The sequence below is a fragment of the Dyadobacter sp. HNCC25DJ183 genome (assembly GCF_056895175.1).
The window spans coordinates 242,805-265,711 of sequence record NZ_JBXHAP010000003.1 but is presented as its reverse complement, the minus strand read 5'-3'; the positions used below and the strand labels follow the sequence as shown (position 1 = coordinate 265,711).

22 protein-coding genes are annotated in these 22,907 nt (G+C 46.5%); 8 read left to right on the top strand and 14 right to left on the bottom strand.

Annotation, left to right across the window (positions count from 1 at the left end; all coding sequences use genetic code 11):
- Window positions 1–126: 126 nt before the first annotated feature.
- Entirely contained in the window at window positions 127–2,223 is a 2,097-nt protein-coding gene (ppk1, locus tag AC1XTG_RS08590) for a polyphosphate kinase 1 (RefSeq protein WP_484841669.1), read from the bottom strand.
- Between the two features lie 143 nt (window positions 2,224–2,366).
- Here ppk1 and AC1XTG_RS08585 point away from each other — a divergent pair, with 143 nt between their 5' ends.
- Window positions 2,367–3,389, top strand: a complete 1,023-nt coding sequence (locus tag AC1XTG_RS08585; RefSeq protein ID WP_484841668.1) for an aldo/keto reductase — start codon at window positions 2,367–2,369, stop codon at window positions 3,387–3,389.
- Window positions 3,390–3,470: 81 nt separating this feature from the next.
- Here the strand turns inward: AC1XTG_RS08585 and pyrE are convergent, their stop codons facing one another.
- The gene (gene pyrE / locus AC1XTG_RS08580; protein ID WP_484841667.1) at window positions 3,471–4,112 is read right to left on the bottom strand and encodes an orotate phosphoribosyltransferase; all 642 of its coding nucleotides are present in this window, start codon (window positions 4,110–4,112) and stop codon (window positions 3,471–3,473) included.
- 1 nt (window position 4,113) lies between these two features.
- Window positions 4,114–5,418, bottom strand: coding sequence for a hemolysin family protein (locus tag AC1XTG_RS08575; RefSeq protein ID WP_082489363.1), 1,305 nt, complete (start codon window positions 5,416–5,418; stop codon window positions 4,114–4,116).
- Between the two features lie 101 nt (window positions 5,419–5,519).
- Between AC1XTG_RS08575 and AC1XTG_RS08570 the strand changes: the two genes are divergently transcribed.
- Window positions 5,520–6,209 carry an NUDIX hydrolase gene (locus AC1XTG_RS08570; RefSeq protein ID WP_056289803.1) on the top strand — a complete coding sequence of 230 codons (690 nt, stop codon included), beginning with the start codon at window positions 5,520–5,522 and terminating at the stop codon, window positions 6,207–6,209.
- 2 nt (window positions 6,210–6,211) lie between these two features.
- Here AC1XTG_RS08570 and coaD read toward each other — a convergent pair whose 3' ends face one another.
- From coaD to AC1XTG_RS08550, 4 genes are read right to left on the bottom strand one after another with little or no spacing between them, the layout of a single operon-like run.
- A complete protein-coding gene (gene coaD / locus AC1XTG_RS08565) occupies window positions 6,212–6,694 on the bottom strand; it encodes a pantetheine-phosphate adenylyltransferase (protein ID WP_484841666.1) in 483 nt (160 codons plus the stop codon).
- A gap of 17 nt (window positions 6,695–6,711) precedes the next feature.
- The gene (locus AC1XTG_RS08560) at window positions 6,712–7,617 is read right to left on the bottom strand and encodes a DUF3822 family protein (protein ID WP_484841665.1); all 906 of its coding nucleotides are present in this window, start codon (window positions 7,615–7,617) and stop codon (window positions 6,712–6,714) included.
- Between the two features lie 38 nt (window positions 7,618–7,655).
- Entirely contained in the window at window positions 7,656–8,219 is a 564-nt protein-coding gene (locus AC1XTG_RS08555; RefSeq protein ID WP_484841664.1) for an NUDIX domain-containing protein, read from the bottom strand.
- Between the two features lie 47 nt (window positions 8,220–8,266).
- Window positions 8,267–8,707: a CBS domain-containing protein gene (locus AC1XTG_RS08550; RefSeq protein WP_031527281.1), complete on the bottom strand. Its 441-nt coding sequence runs from the start codon at window positions 8,705–8,707 to the stop codon at window positions 8,267–8,269.
- Between the two features lie 141 nt (window positions 8,708–8,848).
- On the opposite strand from AC1XTG_RS08550, the gene AC1XTG_RS08545 reads away from it, so the two are divergent.
- Entirely contained in the window at window positions 8,849–10,276 is a 1,428-nt protein-coding gene (locus tag AC1XTG_RS08545) for an ATP-dependent DNA helicase (protein ID WP_056289809.1), read from the top strand.
- Between the two features lie 8 nt (window positions 10,277–10,284).
- Here the strand turns inward: AC1XTG_RS08545 and AC1XTG_RS08540 are convergent, their stop codons facing one another.
- Window positions 10,285–11,241, bottom strand: coding sequence for an L-threonylcarbamoyladenylate synthase (locus AC1XTG_RS08540; RefSeq protein WP_484841663.1), 957 nt, complete (start codon window positions 11,239–11,241; stop codon window positions 10,285–10,287).
- A 170-nt stretch (window positions 11,242–11,411) separates the two neighbouring features.
- Here AC1XTG_RS08540 and AC1XTG_RS08535 point away from each other — a divergent pair, with 170 nt between their 5' ends.
- Window positions 11,412–13,151 (top strand): GMC family oxidoreductase, encoded by a 1,740-nt coding sequence (locus AC1XTG_RS08535; RefSeq protein ID WP_056289816.1) that lies wholly within the window; start codon window positions 11,412–11,414, stop codon window positions 13,149–13,151.
- Window positions 13,152–13,181: 30 nt separating this feature from the next.
- Window positions 13,182–13,820, top strand: coding sequence for a gluconate 2-dehydrogenase subunit 3 family protein (locus AC1XTG_RS08530; protein ID WP_484841662.1), 639 nt, complete (start codon window positions 13,182–13,184; stop codon window positions 13,818–13,820).
- A 74-nt stretch (window positions 13,821–13,894) separates the two neighbouring features.
- Here the strand turns inward: AC1XTG_RS08530 and AC1XTG_RS08525 are convergent, their stop codons facing one another.
- The 5 genes from AC1XTG_RS08525 to folP form a co-directional block, all read right to left on the bottom strand.
- On the bottom strand, window positions 13,895–15,508 hold the full coding sequence (locus AC1XTG_RS08525; protein WP_056289821.1) for an ABC-F family ATP-binding cassette domain-containing protein: 1,614 nt from the start codon (window positions 15,506–15,508) through the stop codon (window positions 13,895–13,897).
- Between the two features lie 133 nt (window positions 15,509–15,641).
- Window positions 15,642–16,916, bottom strand: coding sequence for a lactonase family protein (locus AC1XTG_RS08520; protein WP_484841661.1), 1,275 nt, complete (start codon window positions 16,914–16,916; stop codon window positions 15,642–15,644).
- Window positions 16,917–17,077: 161 nt separating this feature from the next.
- Complete coding sequence (gene rpsT, locus AC1XTG_RS08515) at window positions 17,078–17,341, bottom strand: 30S ribosomal protein S20 (protein WP_056289828.1); 264 nt, start codon at window positions 17,339–17,341, stop codon at window positions 17,078–17,080.
- A 103-nt stretch (window positions 17,342–17,444) separates the two neighbouring features.
- A complete protein-coding gene (gene cdaA, locus AC1XTG_RS08510; RefSeq protein ID WP_031527290.1) occupies window positions 17,445–18,248 on the bottom strand; it encodes a diadenylate cyclase CdaA in 804 nt (267 codons plus the stop codon).
- 36 nt (window positions 18,249–18,284) lie between these two features.
- On the bottom strand, window positions 18,285–19,136 hold the full coding sequence (gene folP, locus AC1XTG_RS08505; protein ID WP_484841660.1) for a dihydropteroate synthase: 852 nt from the start codon (window positions 19,134–19,136) through the stop codon (window positions 18,285–18,287).
- 28 nt (window positions 19,137–19,164) lie between these two features.
- Here folP and AC1XTG_RS08500 point away from each other — a divergent pair, with 28 nt between their 5' ends.
- Genes AC1XTG_RS08500 through AC1XTG_RS08490 form a run of 3 tightly spaced genes read left to right on the top strand, consistent with a single transcriptional unit; the run spans window position 19,165 to window position 21,343 of the window.
- On the top strand, window positions 19,165–19,704 hold the full coding sequence (locus AC1XTG_RS08500) for a DUF1599 domain-containing protein (protein ID WP_484841659.1): 540 nt from the start codon (window positions 19,165–19,167) through the stop codon (window positions 19,702–19,704).
- A gap of 29 nt (window positions 19,705–19,733) precedes the next feature.
- Complete coding sequence (locus AC1XTG_RS08495; protein ID WP_484841658.1) at window positions 19,734–20,825, top strand: BT_3928 family protein; 1,092 nt, start codon at window positions 19,734–19,736, stop codon at window positions 20,823–20,825.
- A 14-nt stretch (window positions 20,826–20,839) separates the two neighbouring features.
- Complete coding sequence (locus tag AC1XTG_RS08490) at window positions 20,840–21,343, top strand: shikimate kinase (protein WP_484841657.1); 504 nt, start codon at window positions 20,840–20,842, stop codon at window positions 21,341–21,343.
- Between the two features lies 1 nt (window position 21,344).
- On the opposite strand, the gene AC1XTG_RS08485 is transcribed toward AC1XTG_RS08490, so the two are convergent.
- Window positions 21,345–22,907, bottom strand: coding sequence for an OmpP1/FadL family transporter (locus tag AC1XTG_RS08485; RefSeq protein ID WP_484841656.1), 1,563 nt, complete (start codon window positions 22,905–22,907; stop codon window positions 21,345–21,347).

The following is a 22,907-nucleotide window of genomic DNA, read 5'->3' as shown; positions in this document are numbered from 1 at the left end:
CCCGGCTAATTTGTAAAAATTCATTGCGATTTTATGATTTTTTACAACAAAGTGCGTCCGTGAAATCCAGGCGCAGGTTAGAAAATTTTACAGCTGAAAAATTTTTTTTACCCATATTTAATGCGTTTATTCTGGTTTCCTGATTGGCCCGCCTTTCTCAATTTTTTCAACCAGGCGGTAGTTTGCATCCTGCGCTCTCACTTTCCCGCGCCCGTCTTCTCCAATCCTGAGGTTATTCTGGTACAAATCAAGCCGCACCGACTTCTGATTATCATTTGCATAGTTCCTGAGTACAATGCGCATTTGATTTTTTAGCTGCTCGTCGAGTACAGGGAAGCAGATATCAATGCGCCGGTGCAGGTTCCGGTGGGTCCAGTCGCAGGAGCTCAGGAAAATTTCATCGTTGCCGCGATTCGCAAAATGGAAGATCCGCGTGTTTTCAAGATAGCGGTCGACGTGGCGGCTTACGATGATATTGTCGCTGATCGAGGGTAACCCGGAAATCAAACCACAGCTTTCACTCACCATTACATGCACCGGTACTCCGGCTTGTCCGGCCTGGTACAGCTTGTCGATCAGGATGTGATCCTGCAACTGGTTTATTTTAATGCTAATAAAAGATTTGAGGCCTGCATTGCAGTTCGCGATCTCGCGGTCTATCAGATCCATTAACTTTTTCTGCAATGTAAACTGCGTTACGAAAAGGTAGTTGAATGGAAGGTACTTGTATTTTTTAGGCTCGTCCTGGGTGGACAAATAGCCGAAGAGCAGTTCCAGTTCGTTGGTTAGCTCCCGGTGGTTCGTCAGTAAAGCATGATCCACGATCTCCCGGCTGGTAAGTCTGTAAAAACCGCCGGTACCCAGGAATGCATAGCGCTCCCACCCTTTCTGCACCTTGCGCTTGATCAACGCCATTTTCGCATGCACTTTCAGCCCCGGTACACTCAAGATGATCTTCACGCCTGCATCACGCATTTTCCTCGACCATTGCAGGTTTTCCTGAATATCCATTTTGTTGTTCAGCTCCACATAAGTGGTTACGCGCTTTCCATTCCGGGCAGCGCTGATGAGCGAGTTCAGGATAAAAGAATTGGGGCTGATCTTGTATAATGAAACATGGATCTCGCGCACATGCGGATCAACTGCGGCTTCATTAAAAAAGCGCACGATCGGCTCATACGATTGGTAAGGCAGGTGCACGAGCTGATCTCCCTTCTGGATGGTTTCGAAAATGGAGGTATTCTCCTCGAAACCGGGATTATGGATCGGGCGCTGATGCGGGTAGTCGAGCCGGCGCGACAGGGCAGGAAAACGACTAAAATCCTGTAAAAAGAGATAATCGCCGCGCTCGTGGAATTCATTCATTGGTATTGCGACCTTATTCACGAGGTATTCGCGCATATAAAGCGGCATTCCCGATTCATAAAAGTATTGCGACGGCTGAATGAAGTTGCGCTTTTCAAGCTGTTTGAGAATGCGCTGCGCGATTTGCATCGGGTATTCATCTTCAATGGACAGCTCCGTTTCCCGCTCTACGCGCACTGTGTAACTTTCAAGCACACTGAAACCGGGAAAAAGGAGTGGCAGGTTTTCACGGATAATATCTTCCATAAAAGCCACGTGCTTCTTTCCTTCCCATTCAGGCAGTTCCAGAAATCGCCCGAAAGGCTCGGAAGGTATGTTCACCGTTGCATACCAATCCTCCTCAGAGTCTTCCGAATGCTGCAGGCGCACGACCAGGTACAGCTGCTTGGACTCAAAAATCGGCGTTTTAGATGATCGTTTGGCATCTAAAAACACAGGCTGCAAATACCTGAAAAGCTTGTCAATGAAGAACTTCCTGATAAACGGCAGGTGCTCCGTTGCAAAAGCTTCGCGGTAATATAAATGTACTCCCTGCTCTTTGAGGCTCGGCAAAATACTCCCTGTCAGAATCTCATTGAACTCACGCAGCTGGTTCTCAATGGTTTCGCTTACGTGTTCGAGCAGAGACTCGGGGAAAAGATACAATTTTGAACGGATATCATTGCTGACTTCGCACATAGCCAGGAGATTTGGAATCCTGACCCTGTAAAATTCCTTGGTCTGATAAGCATACATTCCAAGAAAGCGGAGCCGCTCCCTCACCGGCACTGTTTCGTCGTTCGCTTCCAGTAAAAATCGGTAGTTATTGGACAGCCAACTCAGATTGGTATCAAAGTAGGGATAAGCAACATCTATCATTTAGGCGGGGTGAAAAAGATTCAAATTTGGTCACAATATAAATACATTTGAGTGGTAAGGGTATAACTTTGCACCATAAAATATAACCCTGTACGATCATCGTTCACTGTTATATTTTGCTTAAAATCTAATTTCAGTTGCATATGCGTTATCAATTATTGGGCCGATCAGGGCTTAGGGTTTCAGAGGTTTGCCTTGGAACTATGACCTTTGGAAAAGAATGGGGCTGGGGGGCAGATAAACATGAGAGTTATAAAATTTTTGAAGCATTTGCTGCCGCAGGAGGTAACTTCATCGATACAGCAAACAGATACACAGAAGGTTCTTCCGAAAAGTATGTAGGCGAATTCATTGAAAGCGACCGGGACAGGTGGGTACTGGCTACCAAATACACTCTTAAAGACAAAAATGACGACCTGAACTTCGCAGGCAACCACCGGAAGAACATGATGCGCTCGGTCACTTCCAGTCTGAAAAGGCTCAATACCGATTACATTGACCTGCTTTGGGTACATTTATGGGATAATACAACGCCGACAGAAGAGGTAATGCGGGGTTTGGATGATCTTGTAACCCGGGGTTTGGTACATTATATCGGTATCTCCGATACACCCGCCTGGATTGTTTCTCAGGCAAATACAATCGCCGATTTCAGAGGTTGGAATGCATTTGCGGCCATTCAGTTTGAATATTCCCTGCTGCAAAGAACACCTGAGCGCGACCTGCTTCCAATGGCGAAAGCGCTGGATCTGGCGGTTACCCCCTGGGGCGCAATCGGCGGTGGCGCATTGACAGGAAAATATTTGCGGGGAGAAAATGGCAGGGTACCCGACCACAGCACCCGCCGCAGCGAACATAGTAGCACTATTGCGCAAACTGTGGTGGATGTCGCCAACGAACTGGGGGTTACCCCGGCGCAGGTAGCGATCAACTGGACCAGGCATCGTAATCAGGTGATGATCCCGATTATAGGCGCGTCCAAAGAACAACAGATTAAAGATTCGCTGGGCTGCCTGGACTTTTCGTTACCCGAAGCTGCATTACAAAAACTGAATGCAGTAAGTAAGATCGAACTAGGCTTCCCCCACGAATTCCTGAAATCAGATGGTGTAAAGGAAGAAGCGTTTGGAGGACTATTTGAGAAGTTGGATAATCATAGAAGCTAGTCTTACTTCGGCTGTCAGCTTTCGGCTATCAGACAAAAAAGCCGATTGCCGAAAGCCGAAAGCCGAAAGCCGAAGTCAATTTCATCTTCCCCACTGATCCGGCGCTTCGCGCCAGGCGCTCAGGCTTTCTACTTGGAACGCAGAGACATAATTGTGTTCCAATGCGGCTTCGATCAATGCATTGTAGTTGCTGATCGTGCTCAGCTTCACGTCTTTCTCTTTGAAGTTATTCGCTGCAACTTCGAATCCGTAAGTAAAAATCGCGATCATACCCGCCACTTCAATCCCGGCAGCCCGGAGCACGTCTACTACTTTCAGTGAACTTCCGCCTGTCGAGATCAGGTCTTCAATAATGATCACGGATTGACCAGGTTCGAGCCTGCCTTCAATCTGATTGCCCATTCCGTGCTTTTTTGGCTCAGGACGTACATAAGCGAAAGGCAGTTCAAGTAAGTCGGCTACCAATGCACCTTGTGCGATGCCGCCTGTCGCGACGCCAACTACCGCCTGCACGCCAGGATACTCCTGCCGCACGAGATCAGCCAGCGTTTTCTTGATGAATGTGCGGGTGTCGGGGTAAGACAATGCAACGCGGTTGTCGCAATAAATAGGTGATAACCAGCCTGAACTCCATTGAAATGGCTTATCAGGGCTCAACTTGATCGCTTTTGCTTCAAGCAATAGTTCTGCTACTCTTTTACTGATATCTGAACCGTTTAGCATATTATTCTTCTGATTCTTCTTCCTTATTATGATTTACAACTAATAACTTATCAATCCTGCTGCGATCCATATCAATCACTTCAAACTCGAAGTTTCGCCAGCTGAATTTCTCGCCGGTTGCAGGGATATTTTCAAGTATATGCAGCACAAATCCGCCGAGCGTATTGAAACCAACAAGCTCCCGGCGATCCGGTTCGGGAAGATTGATGCTGAAATACTGGATAAAATCGTCAAATGGAAGTTGGGCGTCTATCAAAAAGCTTCCGTCTTCGCGTTTCACGATCTCTGAGGCTTCCTCGATATCTTCGGAAATGTCACCTACCAATGCATCCATAATATCGTGCATGGTCAGTATCCCCAGCATTCCACCGTATTCATCGACGATAATCCCGAAGTACACGCGCTGCTGTTTGAACTTCTCTAAAGCCTGGTAAGCGCGGTTACTCTCCGGCAGGTACACAGGGTCACGCGCAATGGTATTCAATGTAGCCAGCTGGGATTCAATGTCGGTCGCGATCAGATCTTTGACATAAACCAACCCGACCACATCATCGACAGTGCCGCGGCAAACGGGATAAATGGAATGGCGGCTTTCGAAGATCTTGGCCTTGTTTTCTTCGACTGTATCTTCCAAATCCAGCCACACGATCTCCTGCCTGTTGGTCATCAGGGAAGTAACCTTGCGGTCGCCAAGCTGAAATACATTGTGCACAATTTCCTGCTCGATTTCCTCGAAAACACCGCCCGAAGTTCCTTCCTGGATCAGGCTCTTGATCTCCTCTTCTGTTACTGCATTCTCACTCTGTCTGATATTTAAGACCTTAATAATGAGATCACTCGAAATACCGAGCAAGGATATAAAAGGCGCGGTAACCTTTGAAAGCAGGTTCATCGGAGTGGCCATTACTTTCGAAATCGCCTCGGGATTCGACATACCGATGCGTTTCGGTACAAGCTCGCCTAAAACAAGGGACAGGTAAGTAATGAAAACGAGTACACTTCCTACCGCCAGTGAGTGACTGTAAGGCTGCAGGTAAGGTACCGTATTGATAAAACCTTCAAAATCAGCGGTAATGTTGTCCCCGCTGTACATACCTGTTAAAAGTCCGATCAACGTAATACCGATCTGAACTGTTGATAAAAACCGTGTGGGTGAATTGGCAAGGTTTAATGCGGCTTTTGCACTGGCATCGCCACCTTTGGCAGCTGCTTCTAAGCGGGATTTTCGGGAAGACACGAGTGCGATCTCGGACATGGAGAAGATACCATTGAGAAGCACAAGTAGTAAAATAATCAGTAGTTCCAAGAACTGTGTATTTGATATGGTTACAAATTTATCAATAATAATCACTGTCTAAACTAAACACTTTACTTAATTTTGACCCCGATTCACGTACCATTTGAAAAATGACCATTTTTTTTGACGACCGTCCATTCAAAATTGTACGGACTAATCAGCTCTCCCCGGAAACATCCCAGTTTGATCAGATCGTGGATTTACGACTTGAAAAACTGCAGAAGAGCATGTTAACCGGGCATACTTTGTTCCTCAATGCAACTGCGACCACGGTCATGCAGGTAGTACAGCTGCTGGAAAAAGACTTCCCGCGGCAAATGCTCTCGATTACAATGGCGACAAAAGAGAAAGGCGACATTGAAGATAAGATCAAAGGGCAGTACAAAGTAATCAAAGCCGCAGGCGGCGTGGTTGTGAAAGACGGGAAATGGCTGTTTATGTACCGCCGCAAAAAGTGGGACCTGCCGAAAGGAAAGCTGGATAAAGGCGAAGATTCAAGAACTGCCGCTATCCGCGAAATAGAAGAAGAAACAGGCGTAAAATCAATTATCAAATCTAAAATCTGCACTACCTGGCATACTTATACACTCAATAACAACCGCATTCTGAAACGTACCAAATGGTACCTCTGCGACAGTATCGACGATTCTAAAATGACGCCGCAGGCAGAAGAACAGATCGAAAAGCTCGACTGGTATTCGCCGGAGGATGCAAAGCCGCTTCTGATCAACTCTTACAGTTCGATCCGTTTTGTCCTCGACAGTCTCAATAAAATGCGCGTAAAAAAATCAGGGAAGTAGTGCTAAATCTGTGAGTTGATTTGGTTCAGCTCGGAAAGTGAGTAGGGTAAGAAATTATCAACCTGCTGGCCGTAGCGGTGCAAGTCGCGGATAATACTGGAACTGATCGGCGCCAGTGCTGGCGAAGTGATCAGGAAGACAGTTTCAATTTCTTCATATAAATACCTGTTCACCTGCGAAATGCCATTTTCATACTCGAAATCAGTGGTATTTCGCAGGCCCCGGAGCAGAAATGTTGCGCCTAACTCCCGGGCAGTGTGCGCGGTGAGATCATCATAGGTAATCACCTTTACATTCTTTTCAGAAGCAAACGTCTTCTCGATCATTTCCTTCATCACGTCAAGCGCGAAGTACCGCTTCTTTGTCGCATTATTACCGATACCGATCACGACCTGATCGAAGAGCCGCAATCCTCTCAGAACGATATCCTCGTGTCCTCTCGTAAATGGATCAAAAGAACCGGGAAACAATGCAACGCGCTCCATAAGTGATAGTTATAAGCCTAAGATGAGACAAGATAGGTATTAAATAAACCAAAATACCTGTGGCCGGGTACTTCGGCGCACTGGCTGTTGTACTTCAATGTAGTTGGCCGCGATCCTATTTGCAAGCCAGGCAGAAAATGCGAAAGTTCCTGGTATGCATCCGCAGTCGCCGAGATTTCCCCGTAGCAAAGCACTTTTACTTCCTCGGGCTCGTAGCCCAGTTGTCCCAATGTAAAAAGGACAATGTAAGCCATTTCATGTACTTCTTTGAACCTGAACCGGTTGCATAGGATCAGCTGCTGACTTTCGGTTACTGTGAGTGTAAACTGATCTTTCTCAAAGTAGAGCGATACTATCCGGATTTCCTGATGTTCGAGGTGGCTCACCAATGCACCGATTACGAGCGGACTGGTAAAATGGTAAAATGAAAGGTGCGAAGATCTGAAATGGTTCAATATCCATTCGTGCCAGCTTTGCCGCATTGAAAAAATGGTATGTGCATGAACGAGCGGCAGCTCGTGATGCAACACAATATCCTGCTTAGATGGGGCGTTTCCGGCCGAGAACGAAAGGTAACCGGTTGTATTCTGCTCATCGAAAAGCAGACTTGGAACTAGACTAAAAAGTCCGGAATTGACGGCAACGCGAACTGATTTCCAGGCACTGGAAGACCACAGCAAATGTCCCGTAAAAACTCTTTTTACTTTCTCAAAAAGTTCCTCCTGAGTAAGGGTTTGGTCCAGCGTGTAATCTTCCAGCCAGACGCATTCCATATTTTCTTCCTTGACAATGCAAAAACGGATCTGCTGATCACCGATTTCAATGCATAGCGTACTCGAAGGAATATTGGCCGGGTCAAAGGTCTGATCTCCTACCAGTAAGGTAGGGATGATTTCAATGACCTGGTTTTCAGTATTTGCCACAATAAATGGGGATAATTGCTCTGTATAACATTCCAGTTTTAGTTGGCGGGAATGTATTTGTTTATTTCAAAAATGTCCTGCAACGAATTCAGGTTAGTAAATAAGCTATGAACCTGTGTCGGTTTCAATCTTTTGATCTCATCAATTGTCAAAAAAGCTACATCTTCAATGATCTGATCACCCGCGGCAAGTTCCGGGTCAATTCCCCTGGTAATATCTCCCTGAAATTGCAGGATTTCAAAGAACAACTCGATCGCGTGTAGCGGCAGCTGAATGTGCTCATTTACAAAAAGCAACCTGCCTACCTCTGCTTTCAGGCCTGTTTCTTCGGCTATTTCCCTGACCAATGCGAAGGTCGCCGGCTCGCCAAGCTGAACACCGCCTCCCGGCGGACTCCAGAAAGGTTCGTCGGCCCCGTAAAGCTGGTGCCGCACCATCAGAATGCGTTCATTCCGTATGCAGATACCGCAAGCACGGACGCGCACACGCCCTCCGAACACTTCTGCTATTTCTTTCCCGACCGTTTGCAAAGCCTGTTTTTGAAGAACAAATATAACTATCCCGGCATATTTGGCAAGATATAGTTCACCCTGCGGACTCAATGCCCGTGCTGACTTGAAAAGAATAGCAAGTTAGATTCAGATCAATTTCAGGAGTAAGGACTACCTGAAATGTAGCTTTCAAGCGTGCTGATATGCTCTTTCTGCTCGTGGATTATGGCTGATACAATGTCGTTGATCGAGATAATACCGACCAATGTACCATTTTGATTAACAGGCAAATGGCGGATGTGTTTGTCAGACATAATCTGCATACACTCTTCGATCTTGTCAAGTGTTTCGACTGTGATTACTTTGCTCGTCATTACTTCCCTGATCAAAGTATCTCGCGACGCGCGGCCTTGCAGGATCACCTTTCTCGCATAATCCCTTTCGGAAAAAATTCCGATCAATTCTTCATCTTCCAATACCAAAACTGCACCAATGTTTTTCGCGGCCATGAGTTCAAGAGCCTCAAACACTGTGTTGTCCTGCGTAACCGACCAAATCGCATTGACAGGCTTGTTGCCCATTACATGTTGTACTAGCATAGATGTTTAGGTTTGGGGTTGTGAGATAAAAGGATTTTCAATATAGGCAATCGACCTGTTAAAGTCCAACTAATTCTGAGTATATTTTTGTTACATCAGAGGCATTTTGATATTGTTAAAGCTTCCGTTAGATTCGTCTCTATGGATACCGATAAAATGCTGCCTTCCCAGCTGCTGCGAAAAAAATTCCCTTTCAGACCCACTGAGGGCCAATTGCGTTTCTTTGAACAAGCCAATGATTTTTTGGTTGAGGAAAAAGGATTGGAACGTTACCGCGATTGTTTTTTGCTGAAAGGTTATGCAGGAACTGGTAAGACTACCATTATCAGTACCTTAATTAAAGTACTCAAAAACTTCGGCTACAAATCCGTACTGCTGGCACCGACCGGCCGCGCGGCCAAGGTAATGTCCGGGTACTCAGATAAGATCGCATTGACGATCCACAAGAAGATCTACAAACAAACAGCCGACGCATATTCTGGCACGCTGACATTCCAGCGGCAAAAGAATTACCATGATAACACGCTGTTTATCGTAGATGAAGCCTCCATGATCACCAATGAAGCCGACTTCGGCAGTCGCAGCCTCCTGGCCGATCTGATCGATTTCGTTTTCGAGAACCCGGGAAACAAGCTTATGCTGGTGGGCGACGTGGCGCAGCTGCCGCCTGTGGGTAAAGAGCTGAGTCCCGCATTAGACAGGGAATATCTGGAACAAACGTTTTATATGTCTGTTTTTCAGGAGGAATTAAAGGAGGTAATGCGCCAGGACGAGCAATCGGGCATTCTCTACAATGCGACTTTGCTGCGTGAACAGCTCGCCTCAGAAACTCCGGAAATACAAATTACAACACGCTCTTTTCAAGATGTTTATAAAATGACCGGCGAGCGGCTGGAAGAAGGACTGCGCTATGCCTACGACAAGTACGGACAGGAAAACGCGATTATCCTGACGCGCTCCAATAAATCTGCTGTGCAGTACAATGAGTTTATCCGTCGGGTGATCAACTTCTCGGAAGAAGAACTGGACGCGGGCGACCGGCTAATGGTGGTGCGCAACAACTATAACATCCTCGATGAAGATTCGCCCGCCGGTTTCATAGCAAACGGAGACTTTGTGGAACTCCTCAAAATCAGGAAAACGCAGGAAATACATGGCTTTCGGTTTGCAGACGTAACCCTGCGCCTCACGGACTATGAAAAGCAGCCGGAATTTGACGCGAAGATTTTTCTTGACACACTGCATTCATCTTCCCCTTCGATGTCGTCGGAGGATAACCGGAAGCTGTACGACAGCGTGCAGCAGGATTATTTGTATATCAAATCCAATAAGGAAAGGCTGGAAGCATTGCGCAAGGATCCTTTTTTAAATGCATTGCAGGTAAAGTTCGCCTACGCACTCACTTGCCACAAAGCGCAGGGCGGGCAATGGAGTTCTGTATTTGTCGACCAGGGTTACTTGCCTCAGGAGCAGATCAATGCAGAGTTTATCAGGTGGCTGTACACTGCGATCACGAGAGCTACCGACGAAGTTTTCCTGATGAACTTCCATCCTCATTTTTTTAAATAGATACTACCCTATTCCTGCACCGCGGCTCTCTTTAACCTGTCGTTGATGGCGAGTCCGAGGCCGGCCATAGGTACCCACTCTGCAACGATCGCTGTTGCGTCGGACTTATCGAGTTCGCGGAGATAGGCAAAAAGGTTATGTGCAGCTTCCCGCAGGTCGCCCGTTTCGCTCAGCACGAACTGGTATTTTCTGTCCACATTTTCCAGGTAACGATCAAAAAGCAGATAGCCCATTTCTCTTGCATTAACTGAATGCATTTCCTCCCGGGTTAGCATTCTCAACGATTTGCGGGGCGAATAATGGCTTTTGAGCATACCTGGCGCTTTCGGGTTTGACGAGGAAACCGCAGTAAGCCGCACCTTCCCTGCTACCTTTTCAATCTCACGTACATCAAGCCCACCCAACCTGAAAACAACCACTTCCCCATCCTCAAAACCCACGATCGTCGACTCTATTCCTACTTCACAGGTCCCGCCATCAAGAATATAAGGTATTTGATCACCCAGCTGCGCGTTAACATGGGCGGCGGCGGTGGGGCTGATATAGCCAAACGGATTGGCGCTCGGGGCAGCAAGCGGGAAATCCAGTAAACGCAACAGTTCCAGCAAAACCGGGTGACGCGGAATGCGCACGGCGACGGTATCCAATCCCGAAGTTACCAGGTCAGGTACATTGCTCTTTTTGGGCAGCAGCAAAGTCAGCGGACCTGGCCAGAATTGCTCCGCCAGCGCCTGTGCGGCAGGTGGAAAATTTGCTACGAAATTGTTCGCTTTGGCAATTGAATCCGTATGGATAATCAAGGGATCGAATGCTGGCCGGTTCTTGGTTTCGAAAATGGACAGAACTGCCTTTTCATTAAGTGCATTGCCTGCTAGTCCATACACCGTTTCTGTCGGTATACCTACCAGTTCTCCTTTTATCAAAAACTCTTTTGCAACCAGTATGTCTTCTCCGATCTCAGCCAATGGATTATCGCGTTTTTTGTTGCAAAAATACTTTCCCGTCCATTAATTCCGGCACCATCTCATTTAGATTCTTTTTAAATAACCTTGAATGTTGAAGGCAACGGCGGCTGTTATTTAAACCGTGTTTATATTTATTGATCAAAAAATACTATCTAAATAACCCTTTACCTATGTTTCAAATCAAAGAACAACCTACCGTTTTTGATGTATGCATTGTGGGCTCCGGAGCAGGAGGTGGAATGGCAGCCTATCAACTTGCAAAAGCGGGCGCAAAGGTTGCACTTTTAGAGGCCGGCGGATACTTTGACCCTGCTGATCCTAAATACATTACACAACTAAAATGGCCTTACGAATCACCTCGCCGCGGCGCAAGTAATCACCGTCCGTTCGGCGATTTTGACGCAGCCTGGGGTGGCTGGGAAATTGAAGGGGAACCCTATACCCGCAAAAACGGAACGCAATTTGACTGGTTCCGGTCACGCATGCTCGGTGGCCGTACCAATCACTGGGGCCGTATTTCACTGCGTTTTGGTCCAAAAGATTTTAAAAGAAAAAGCATCGACGGATTAGGCGACGACTGGCCTATCGGCTACGATGACGTTAAACCGTATTATGACCAGGTAGATAAGCTGATCGGGGTTTTCGGAACAATTGAAAACATGGATAACGAGCCGGACGGCATATTCCTGCCTCCGCCCAAGCCGCGTTTGCACGAGCTTTTTATCAAGCAGGCAGGTAAAAAGGTAAACGTACCTGTGATACCTTCGCGCCTTTCGATCCTGACAAAACCTATCAATGACCAGCGTGGAGTTTGTTTTTATTGCAGCCAGTGCTCACGCGCATGTCAGGCTTACGCTGACTTTTCATCGTCTTCCGTACTTTGTATCCCTGCGGTCAAAACAGGAAATGTGACGTTGATCAACAATGCAATGTGCCGCGAGGTACTTACTGATCCAACTACCGGACTCGCTACCGGCGTTTCTTATGTGGACAGAGAAAAGCTTACCGAACATACTATTAAAGCAAAAGTGGTAGTACTTGCTGCCAGCGCAGCTGAATCTGCGAGATTGCTGCTGAACTCGAAATCGGAGCGCCATCCAAACGGACTAGCCAATTCGAGCGGCGTAGTTGGCCGGTACCTGCACGATTCAACAGGCGCATCGCGCGGCGCATTCCTTCCACATTTAATGGACAGAAAACGCTACAATGAAGATGGCGTAGGTGGAATGCACGTTTATACCCCTTGGTGGCTGGACAACAAAAAACTGGATTTCCCAAGAGGTTACCACATTGAATACGGCGGTGGAATGGGAATGCCGAGCTACGGCTTCGGTTCAGGAATTGAAAACCTGAATGGAAAATATCCAACCGCAGCCGGCACGATGAAACCCGCAGGTGGCTATGGTTCATCACTGAAAGAAGATTACCGTCGTTTTTACGGAGCAAATATCGGTATGGCAGGTCGCGGCGAAGCTGTTCCCGACTTCAATAACTACGCCGAGATCGACCCTACGGTTGTTGACAAATATGGTATCCCTGTTTTGCGCTTCCACTACAAATGGTCGGATTACGAGATCAAGCAGGCCAAACACATGCACGATACCTTCGAAGAGATTATTCATGCACTGGGCGGTGTGGCTAATGGTGTAAAACCGGGTGCGGATACCAACTATGGACTTGCTGCCCCAGGCCGCATTATTCACGAAGTGGGTACCGTGCGTATGGGCGACGATCCGAAAACATCTGCGCTCAATAAATTTTCGCAAGCGCACGATGCGAAAAACGTATTCGTGGTTGACGGAGGTTCATTTGTTTCTCAGGCTGACAAAAATCCAACCTGGACGATCCTCGCATTGTCGTGGAGAGCTTCCGATTACATCATCAATCAGGTAAAACAGAAAAATATTTAATTGTTTGAACAAAGTTTCAAATCACGATATATGAAACGCAGAGATTCACTCAAAGCATTAACCCTCAGCTCATTGGGGATAACAGCACTTAGTCCGCAGGTTGCACTTGCAGAGCAGAGAGAGCTGGAAACACAAATGCCGCCGGAAACCCCGCTCAAAATACCGGGTGGAAGAACAAAAGACGAAGCAATACGCGACGCCAGGCTGATGAAGGAGAAATTCCTTACTGCGGCCGAAATGGCTACCATCAAAGTGCTGGTCGACATTATTATTCCAGCAGATGATAAATCAGGCAGCGCGACGCAAGCCGGCGTACCTGATTTCATTGAATTCATCGTGAAAGATATGCCGCAAAACCAGACACCTTTACGCGGAGGCTTGAAGTGGCTGGATAGGGAGTCAAGCAAACGTTTTGGCAAAATATTCACTCTTGCAACAAAGGCGCAGCAGATTCAAATTGTTGATGATATTGCTTACCCTGAAAAGGCGAAGCCAATTTACAGCCAGGGAGTTGCATTCTTCAACTTAATGCGCAACCTGACTGCCTCAGGTTATTACACATCCAAAATCGGTATCGCTGCCCTGGGTTACATGGGCAATACACCGAATGTTTGGGAAGGTATACCGGCCGACGTTTTGAAACAATATGGTTTAAGTTACGATAATTAACGATTACCAAGTGTAAACAAAAAGAGCTGATCAATGTGATCAGCTCTTTTGTTTTTTGGCAATGCAGCGTGATGTTAATATAATTTCTGACGCTGCTGTTTCACGGTTTCGTCCGTCAGGAAGTCGTCGTAGCTCATTAGCTTGTCAAGGATACCTTTTGGTCCGATTTCGATAATCCGGTTGGCAATCGTGTGAACGAACTGGTGATCGTGAGAGTAGAACAACAGGCAGCCGGTAAAATCAATCAGTCCATTGTTCAATGCGGTAATCGATTCCAGGTCGAGGTGGTTGGTAGGATCATCCAGAACCAATGCATTCGCGCCTGACAGCATGGTACGCGACAGCATACAACGTACTTTTTCTCCTCCGGAAAGCACTTTTGCCTTTTTTAGAGACTCCTCGCCTGAGAAGAGCATTCTTCCCAAAAACCCTCTGATAAAGCTTTCATCTTTCTCTTCCGAGTACTGACGCAGCCAGTCAACCAGGTTCAGGTCAACGTCAAAAAACTGTGCAGGATCTTTCGGGAAATATGATTTTGTGATAGTTACTCCCCAGGTATATGTGCCTTTATCTGCTTTCTGAACGTCACTGATAATATCGAAAAGCGTACTGATTGCCATTACATTCTTGCTTACAAATGCAATCTTATCGCCTTTGTTGACAGTGAAACTCAGGTTATCAAACAGCTTTGTACCATCCTCGGCAGTTTTAGACAAGCCTTCTACCCGCAGCAGCTGGTCACCCACTTCCCGCTCCGATTTGAATGCGATGTACGGATATTTCCTTGAAGAAGGTTTGATATCATCGATGGTCAGCTTTTCCAAAAGCTTCGCACGGGAAGTAGCCTGCTTGGACTTAGATGCATTTGCACTGAACCTGCGAATGAATTCTTCGAGCTCCTTGCGTTTGTCGTCCGCTTTGCGGTTAGCATCCTGACGCTGCTTCAAAGCCAGCTGGCTGGATTGGTACCAGAATGAATAGTTACCAGAGAACATCTGGACTTTGCTGAAATCGATGTCTACCACGTGCGTACAAACTTCATCGAGGAAGTGCCTGTCGTGGGATACTACGATAACTGTATTTTTGAAATCTGCGAGGAAGTTTTCCAGCCACAACACGGTTTCAACGTCAAGGTTGTTAGTTGGCTCATCAAGCAGCAGAACATCCGGGTTTCCAAAAAGTGCCTGTGCCAGCAGTACTCTTACTTTGTCATTGGAGTTCAGATCCGCCATCATCATCTGGTGCTGATCTTCGCCCAGACCCAGACCACTCAACAGCTGTGCAGCCTCGGTCTCCGCTTCCCAACCATTCAGATCGGCAAACTCTGCTTCCAGCTCCGCCGCTTTTTCTCCGTCAGCATCAGTGAATTCTTCTTTCTCGTAGATAGCTTCGCGCTCTTTCATGATTTTGTACAACCTTTCGTGTCCCAAAATCACAGTATCCATCACAGAATACGTGTCAAACTCATATTGATCCTGTTTCAGGAAAGTCATCCGCTCGCCCGGGTTCATACTTACATTACCCGTTTGCGGCTCGATTTCTCCCGAAAGAATTTTCAGAAAAGTGGATTTCCCTGCTCCATTGGCGCCGATCACACCATAACAGTTACCAGGGACAAATTTTATATTTACTTCGTCGAACAATACCCTTTTACCGTATCTCAACGATACGTTTTGAACCGTAATCATCTTAAAAACCGATTATTTATGAATGAGACCGCAAAACTACAAAAATCACGCTGATTTCGGATGTCCGGGTTAACTAAACAAATGAGGCAGACCGGATCAACCAGTCTGCCCCGTCAACTATCTTGTATGCTACTTATGGAATGACGCGTAAGGTATGCGCACCTTTTCCAACTCCGATTGAGGCACCTTGCTTTTTCAATGCAGGTGTATCCCCCTTTGTTACTGCCCAGAATTCAACTCCGCCATTGCTGTTACCATATTGCAGGTATTCAAAAACGGTAACTGCCACGTTCGAGCCGTCTTTATCGAATGCGACGCTCTGCGGATAAATACCCTGGAACGGGTAATCAGCCACTTTGGTCAATGCACCGGTGGCCGCTACTTTATACAAGATTAATGCAGCGCCAGTCCCCGCTCCTGCCTCTGTCCATGGCGAACCGCTCTTGCCTGACGTTGCAGTAACAAGCATCGAGCCATCGGGACTTATTGCAAATGAACCTGTGTTCAAACCAACAGCAGCCTGACCGGATACCTTGTGCTCAGTTGAACCATCCATTGAAAAATCAACTACGACAACCTCACCGTCACCAGCGGCCTTTCCCTGTGCTCCCTTGGTATCAAGGACGAGATAATGCTTTCCGTCAGGTGTGAATTTTCCAAACGAAGGTTCTGTACCAACCTTCACAGGTTTTCCAACCATTTCCACATTTTTGAGCTTTCCAGCCTCTCTGATCACTTTGTACAGACCCACTTCATTGGAGTTATCTAAAGTGAATGCAATGAAATCACCGGAAGGGTGCCACGACAGGTCTATAATTTTGTTAGAGGAATCAATGGCAGCCGGCAGGTTCAGAAAGCGGGCTGGCTTTCCATCGGGACCAGCTTCTATAAACACGAGCTCCTTACCTGCGTCGCTCGTGGAGATGATCAACTCATTCTTATTAATATCGATTGAAGTCGGCTTTTTGCCCACCGGGAAACCAAATTTCGCTTTCGGAGCTGCCAGGTTCGTGATATCTACAACAAACAGCTTCTCTCCTACCGGAAATTCCTTGTAAGGATCTTTGTATTCGGCTACACCGTCTTCCGGTCTCACGCGATTTTCCAGCACGTAGGCGAGTCCGCCGCTTGCGGGAACGGCCAGTGTTTTCGAATAGCCCAGCGCCGAATTGGATACCATTGCGGTACCTAATCCTTTACTGCCCCGCTCAACAGGGAATTTAATGGTGCTTAACTGATCCCTCGAAGTGTTGTCCCTTAATAACTTACCATCAACAAATGCGGAAGCCGACATATCGGCATCTGAAACAACAACCAATCCACGGGCATTGAAGGTGATGGGCGATTGAGCAACTGCCGGAATACTACCCAAAGCTGCTAAACCAGCAAATAATGCGACTTTTTTCATAAAAAGAATCTTAGGTTTTAGGTGGCTTTAAAATGAAACTCCTTTAAATCAAAAGAAACCTTACTTCGCTGGACGGCAAGCAAGGTTTCTCTTATCTAATTCGCAATATAACAGAAAAACCCCGATAGTTAAACTACCGGGGTGATTTCATCAGTAGAAATTTAAGCTGCTACTGCCAAAGAATTAATATGCTTCGCCAATTTCGATTTCTGGTTAGAAGCTTTTTTCTTATGGATAATGTTTTTCTTAGCCAAACGGTCCAACATAGAAGACACTGTTTTGTAAACTTCAACAGCTACTGTCTTGTCAGTTGTCTCGCGTAGTTTTTTGATGTATGAACGTGTGGTTTTGTGCTGGTAACGGTTACGCAAACGTTTTGTTTCGTTAGCGCGGATTCTTTTTAATGCTGATTTATGATTTGCCATTTCGTATTAATATTTTTCAATTTCTCATTTTGGTGTGCAAAAATAGAGATTTGAGCACAAATAGCCAAACTTCCTTGTAAATAAATTTAGATTTTAACTGTACTTACTTGGGCATACGTTGTAAGTCAGACGATAAGTACTCCTCAATGCGAGCTTCCAGTTCATTATAGGGAATGTTTCCGTGCAGTACACCTTCCACTGCCAGGGATATCTTTCCTGTCTGCTCTGAGATAACAATCACAATTGCATCTGTGGCTTCGCTCATGCCCATTCCCGCTCTGTGGCGGAAACCCAGCGAAGAAGGAACATCCACTCCGTCGGCAACGGGCAACACGCATCTGGCAGCTTTCAGCACACCGTCTACAATTACCACAGCACCGTCGTGCAGCTCACTATATTGATTGAAAAGCGACACCAGCAATGGTTTCGAAACCCTTGCGTCGAGCAACTCGCCTGTTTCGATAAACTTTGTGAGATCATCCCTTTTATTAACTACAATTAATGCACCTGTGAAGTTGGCAGCGATGGTTTTACTTGCGTCAACGATTTCTTTCAGGTTCTTCGCTTTCTGGTCGAGTACCGAGGTGCCGATGATCTTTTTCAAAAACCCATTATTGGTGTAAATGGTTGATTTACCGATAATGAGCAAAAACCGCCGGATCTCCTGCTGAAAAATCACGATCAATGCGACTGCCCCGACCCCCATAAAATATTCCAGAATGGCAGTCAGCAGCCCTAAACCCAGCCCTTTAACAACAAGATAAAAAACGTACACGAACAGGTATCCTAAAAACACGCGGCTTGCGATACTTCCTCTTACCAGTGTATACACCTGATACAGCAAAATCGCAACCAGAAAAACATCCAGGACATCTGTCCAGTTAATGTTTAGAAAACCCACACGCATAAGACAATCTATAAATTTCAGCGACTAAATTACTACTTAATTTCTAACTGTTCCGGCCATTGACCAGAGTATTACCGCCTCTACAGCCTGCTTCACATCGTGTACGCGCAGTATGGAAGCGCCGCGTTCGAGTGCCAGTGTGTTGAGGACGGTGGTCCCGTTTAATGCATCCTCGGGAGCTACTCCGAGGGTTTTGTAAATGGTCGATTTTCTGGACAAACCAGCCAGTACCGGATAACCTAACTGTTCAAACTCACTCAAATTGCGCAGCAGCTCAAAATTCTGCGCGATTGTTTTTGCAAAGCCAAATCCGGGATCTACAATAATGTCTGCAATCCCCAGTGCACGCAATGCGGCGATCTTCGTTTGCAAATCCTTCAAAATGTCCCGTACCACGTGATCATAATGGGTAAGTTTGTTCATTGTTTGTGGCTCGCCGCGCATGTGCATCAGCACATAAGGAACCCGCAGCTCAGCCACCGTTTCGAACATCCCGGAATCCAACGTTCCGCCCGAAACATCATTGATCAGGCTTGCCCCGGCGGCTACTGCCTCTTTTGCAACTTCAGAACGAAAAGTATCGACGGATATAACGGTTTCGGGAAAAAACTTAGTAATCGCATTCAGCGCGGTTAAAATACTGTCCAATTCTTCTGTAACAGAAATATCTTTTGCTCCCGGTCGCGTGGAATATCCGCCTACATCAATCAGGTCCGCGCCTTCTGAAAGCATTGTGCCTGCGCGCTCAACTACTTCATCCTCAGAATTTGCGCGGCTTCCTCCGAAAAAGGAATCTGTAGTGGTATTAAGAATTCCCATCACCAAAGGCCGGCTCAGATCGACGATCCTGCCCCGGATGTTGAGCGTTTTTTTGCTAACTTGCAGCATAGATTTGTTTAAATACTAACTCAAAACAGTGAAATCCACCGAATCGGAATATCAGGAAATCATTCAGTATTGCCAAGATCTTTTTACAAAAAAAAACAAGGACTACGGCACCTCCTGGCGGATTCTGCGCATCCCGTCCATTACTGATCAGATCTTTATCAAAGCCCAGAGAATCCGCACTATACAGGAAAAAGGCGTACAGAAAGTGGATGAAAATGTCTCTTCAGAGTTTATCGGGATCATCAACTACTGTGTAATGGCACTGATCCAGATAGACAGTTTGGGCCAGCAGATCGACGAATCAGACCTGACCACCTTGTATAACAAGCAGGTGAATGAAGTGGCTGAGCTGCTGTTCAACAAGAATCACGATTATGGCGAAGCCTGGCGGGATATGCGCGTGAGTTCAATGACAGACATTATCCTGATGAAATTGTTACGGATTAAACAAATAGAAGATAATAACGGACTTACGATCGTTTCAGAAGGTGTAAAAGCAGGCTACCAGGATATCATTAATTATTCGGTGTTCTGCCTGATCAAGTCCAATGCATTACATACCAATTGAACCGAAGCTTCATTAATACAGCTTTTCAAATGAAAATTCTTGCTCAGGTTTCCCGCGTCATCGTGGGGCTTCTATTCATTTTTTCAGGACTCATCAAGCTGAATGATCCGATCGGGACTCAATACAAGCTTGAAGAATACTTCGAAGTGTTCGCTACCGATCTTCCCGCATTCCATGATTTTTTCATGGGGCTGGTTCCACTGGCGCTGTACTTCTCCGTATTTCTTTGCACAGCAGAAGTCGTGCTCGGGATTGCATTGCTGGTCGCTTACAAGCCAAGGACAATTTCCTGGCTGCTGCTGCTGATCATCCTGTTTTTCACGTTCCTCACATTCTATTCTGCCTACTTCAACAAGGTGACCGATTGCGGCTGTTTCGGAGCGGCTATTAAGCTTACGCCCTGGACTTCGTTTGGGAAAGACCTGTTTCTGCTTGCATTAATTCTCATTATCGTTTTTTACCGAAAGAAATTTCGTGCACTTCCTACGGGTATTATCGTGGTTATTTCAACCCTGGTCTCACTTGGTATTGCGGTGTACGCATTGCGTCATTTACCTATCCTGGACCTGCTCCCGTATCGTGTGGGCGCCAATATTCCTGCGCAGCTTAAACCCTCCGAGCCTCTCAGGTATCTTTATATATTTGACAAGAAAGGCGAAACGGTGGAGTACGAGCAATATCCAAGCGACACGACACTTGTTTTCAAAGAAATGATTGTCCTCAACGAGGATGCAAAACCTAAGATCACAGATTATAAAGTCTGGAATGATGAAGGCGACTTTACGGAGGAAACTTTCAAAGGCAACAAGCTTTTTCTCATTATCAAGAATCTGACTGATATCAATACAGCCGCGCTGCCTGACATTAATAAACTGATCAATGCGGTTCGTGGAAAAGGGATACAGCCCATTATCCTGACTTCCGGTAACAGCGAAGAAATTGTGGCATTCCTGAATGCGCATCAGCTCAATGCACCTTTTTATTACGTCGACGCGACAGTTTTAAAAACGATCATGCGCTCCAACCCTGGGCTCTGGCTTTTGAAAGACGGAACTGTGAAAGGAAAATGGCATTATAATGATACGCCAGGAGCTGACGAAGTCTTGAACCTTGTTAAATAATCCGACTGATTGAAATGAAGAATGTAATTCTGGTCGGAATGATGTCGTCAGGCAAAACAACGCTTGGCAAAAAGTTAGCGCGATTGCTTGGTTTTCAGTTTGTAGATCTGGATAAGCTGATTGAAAAAGATCAGCAAATGAATATTCCGTCGATATTTTCGGAAAAAGGAGAATCTTATTTCCGGGATGTTGAAAGCCGCGTCCTGAAAGAAATAGCATTGCGGCAGCACATTGTACTCGCTTCCGGTGGCGGCACTCCCTGCTTTTTCGACAATATGCAGGTGATCAATACAATGGGTATCAGTGTTTTTCTCGATGTAACCGCAGCTGACCTTGCGCGACGTATCGAGAGCCACGGAAAAGACGATCGCCCGATCCTCTCTGGCGCTACTTCCCTGCGTGAAACTTTGGAGCAAAAAATAAAAGAGCGCCTGCCGTTTTACCAGCAGGCGCATCTGAGTCTGAGCGGTGAAATTGAAGTGAATCAGCTGTTGAATGCACTTCGCCCTTTATTGTAACTTAGAAATTTACACCGAGTGTTAAGACCATATTTACAGGTTTGTTCGAAATGTTCGCTGTAAAATATCTGGCAGGATCTTCCAGCGTGTAAGGCGTATAAGTAGATTTAAAGACAGAATAAGTCCCGGAAAGATCAGCGAAGAAACGATCAACACGCACCCCCAAACCTGCCGAATACATCAGCTTGTCTCTTTTGATTCCATCGAGACGCTCTGCGTAAGGATCGGCAATGTAGGCAAATCCAAGCCGGCCGCGCATAATTCCAAAGCGGTACTCTCCTCCCAATCTCGCATTTATTACGTTTTTATACACATCCTTCACTTCCGCATTGTTGTTGTCGCGGAAGTTTTTGTTCTCCTCGTCAGTCAGGTAATTCGTCCGAAGGCGCATTCCAGAATAGCCCACGTATTCAAGCGTACCCGTAATGAAACCATTACTACTGATGAAATACGTAGCACCTGCAGATGCGCGGAATGGACTTACGATCGAGTATTCAAAATCGTTGGGCACCAGCGAGACGCTGCTCTGGGTCGGCCCGATATCCTGACCGTTATCATTCGTGATCGATCCGCGGATATAATTCGCGCCCACTCTCCTGTTGAATGTTTCCCGCATAGCCGTGAAAGTCGGCGAAGTGAGCGACAGCCCCGCCTGGATGAATGGAGAGAATTTGTAGATCACTCCGAATGTAGCATTCAGCCCACTCCCGGTACCTTTAAGGTCTTCTGTGTTCGTCGTAGAATGGAATACGGTTGCATTAATGATCGAATCGTGGAGCATATGCGTGTACTCATACCTGATCCGGCTGAACCCTACCGAGCCACCGAGGTAAAGCTTGTCATTGTAGTTACCTGCGTAGGCAATGGTCCATTGAGTATTTGCTCCTTTTGAATCAAAGTCACCTTGCTGCAATGTTGCATTCCGCGCATCATCGCGACCGTAAGGCGGTCCGTATCCTTCGGTAGTAGAAACGAAGTTGGTTGGAAAAATGGTTTGCAATTGATAGTAGGCGTGGTCGAGGTACCGGTATGTACCCTGATTTTCCTGCAATTCCCGGTTATAATCTTCGTCAGTCCAGCCAACGCCATTTGCGTCTTCAACAGCACGATCCAGGAAAGAGCTTCTGTTATTCAGTCCCTGATATGTAAACCTGTTTTGAAAAGATTGCTGACGGGAGAACGAAATCCCGAGTGACGTTCTTTTCCATTTGCGTTGAAAGCCCGGCTGGCTGGTTATTACCAGCGACGCGCTGGTCACATTGGCTGTGCTTTTTGCCGCGGAGGTGACCCGGTCAATGTACTTGCTGTCTGTACTGATACTATTAAGCCCCGGGCTGAATGTAACTTCCGACCTGTTGTAAAAGCCTAACCCTGCGGGGTTTCCGCTGATAGCACTGGGATCACCGCCTAATGCAGCATGGTTTCCGCCAACTGCCTGAAAACGGGCTGTCCCTGTCTGGTTTATCTCTGAATATCTGAACGCGTCGGTCGCATATTGCGCGAAAGCTGAGGAGGACACTAACAGGCTCAATGCGAGTAGTGATCCGCTAAACGGTTTTTTCAT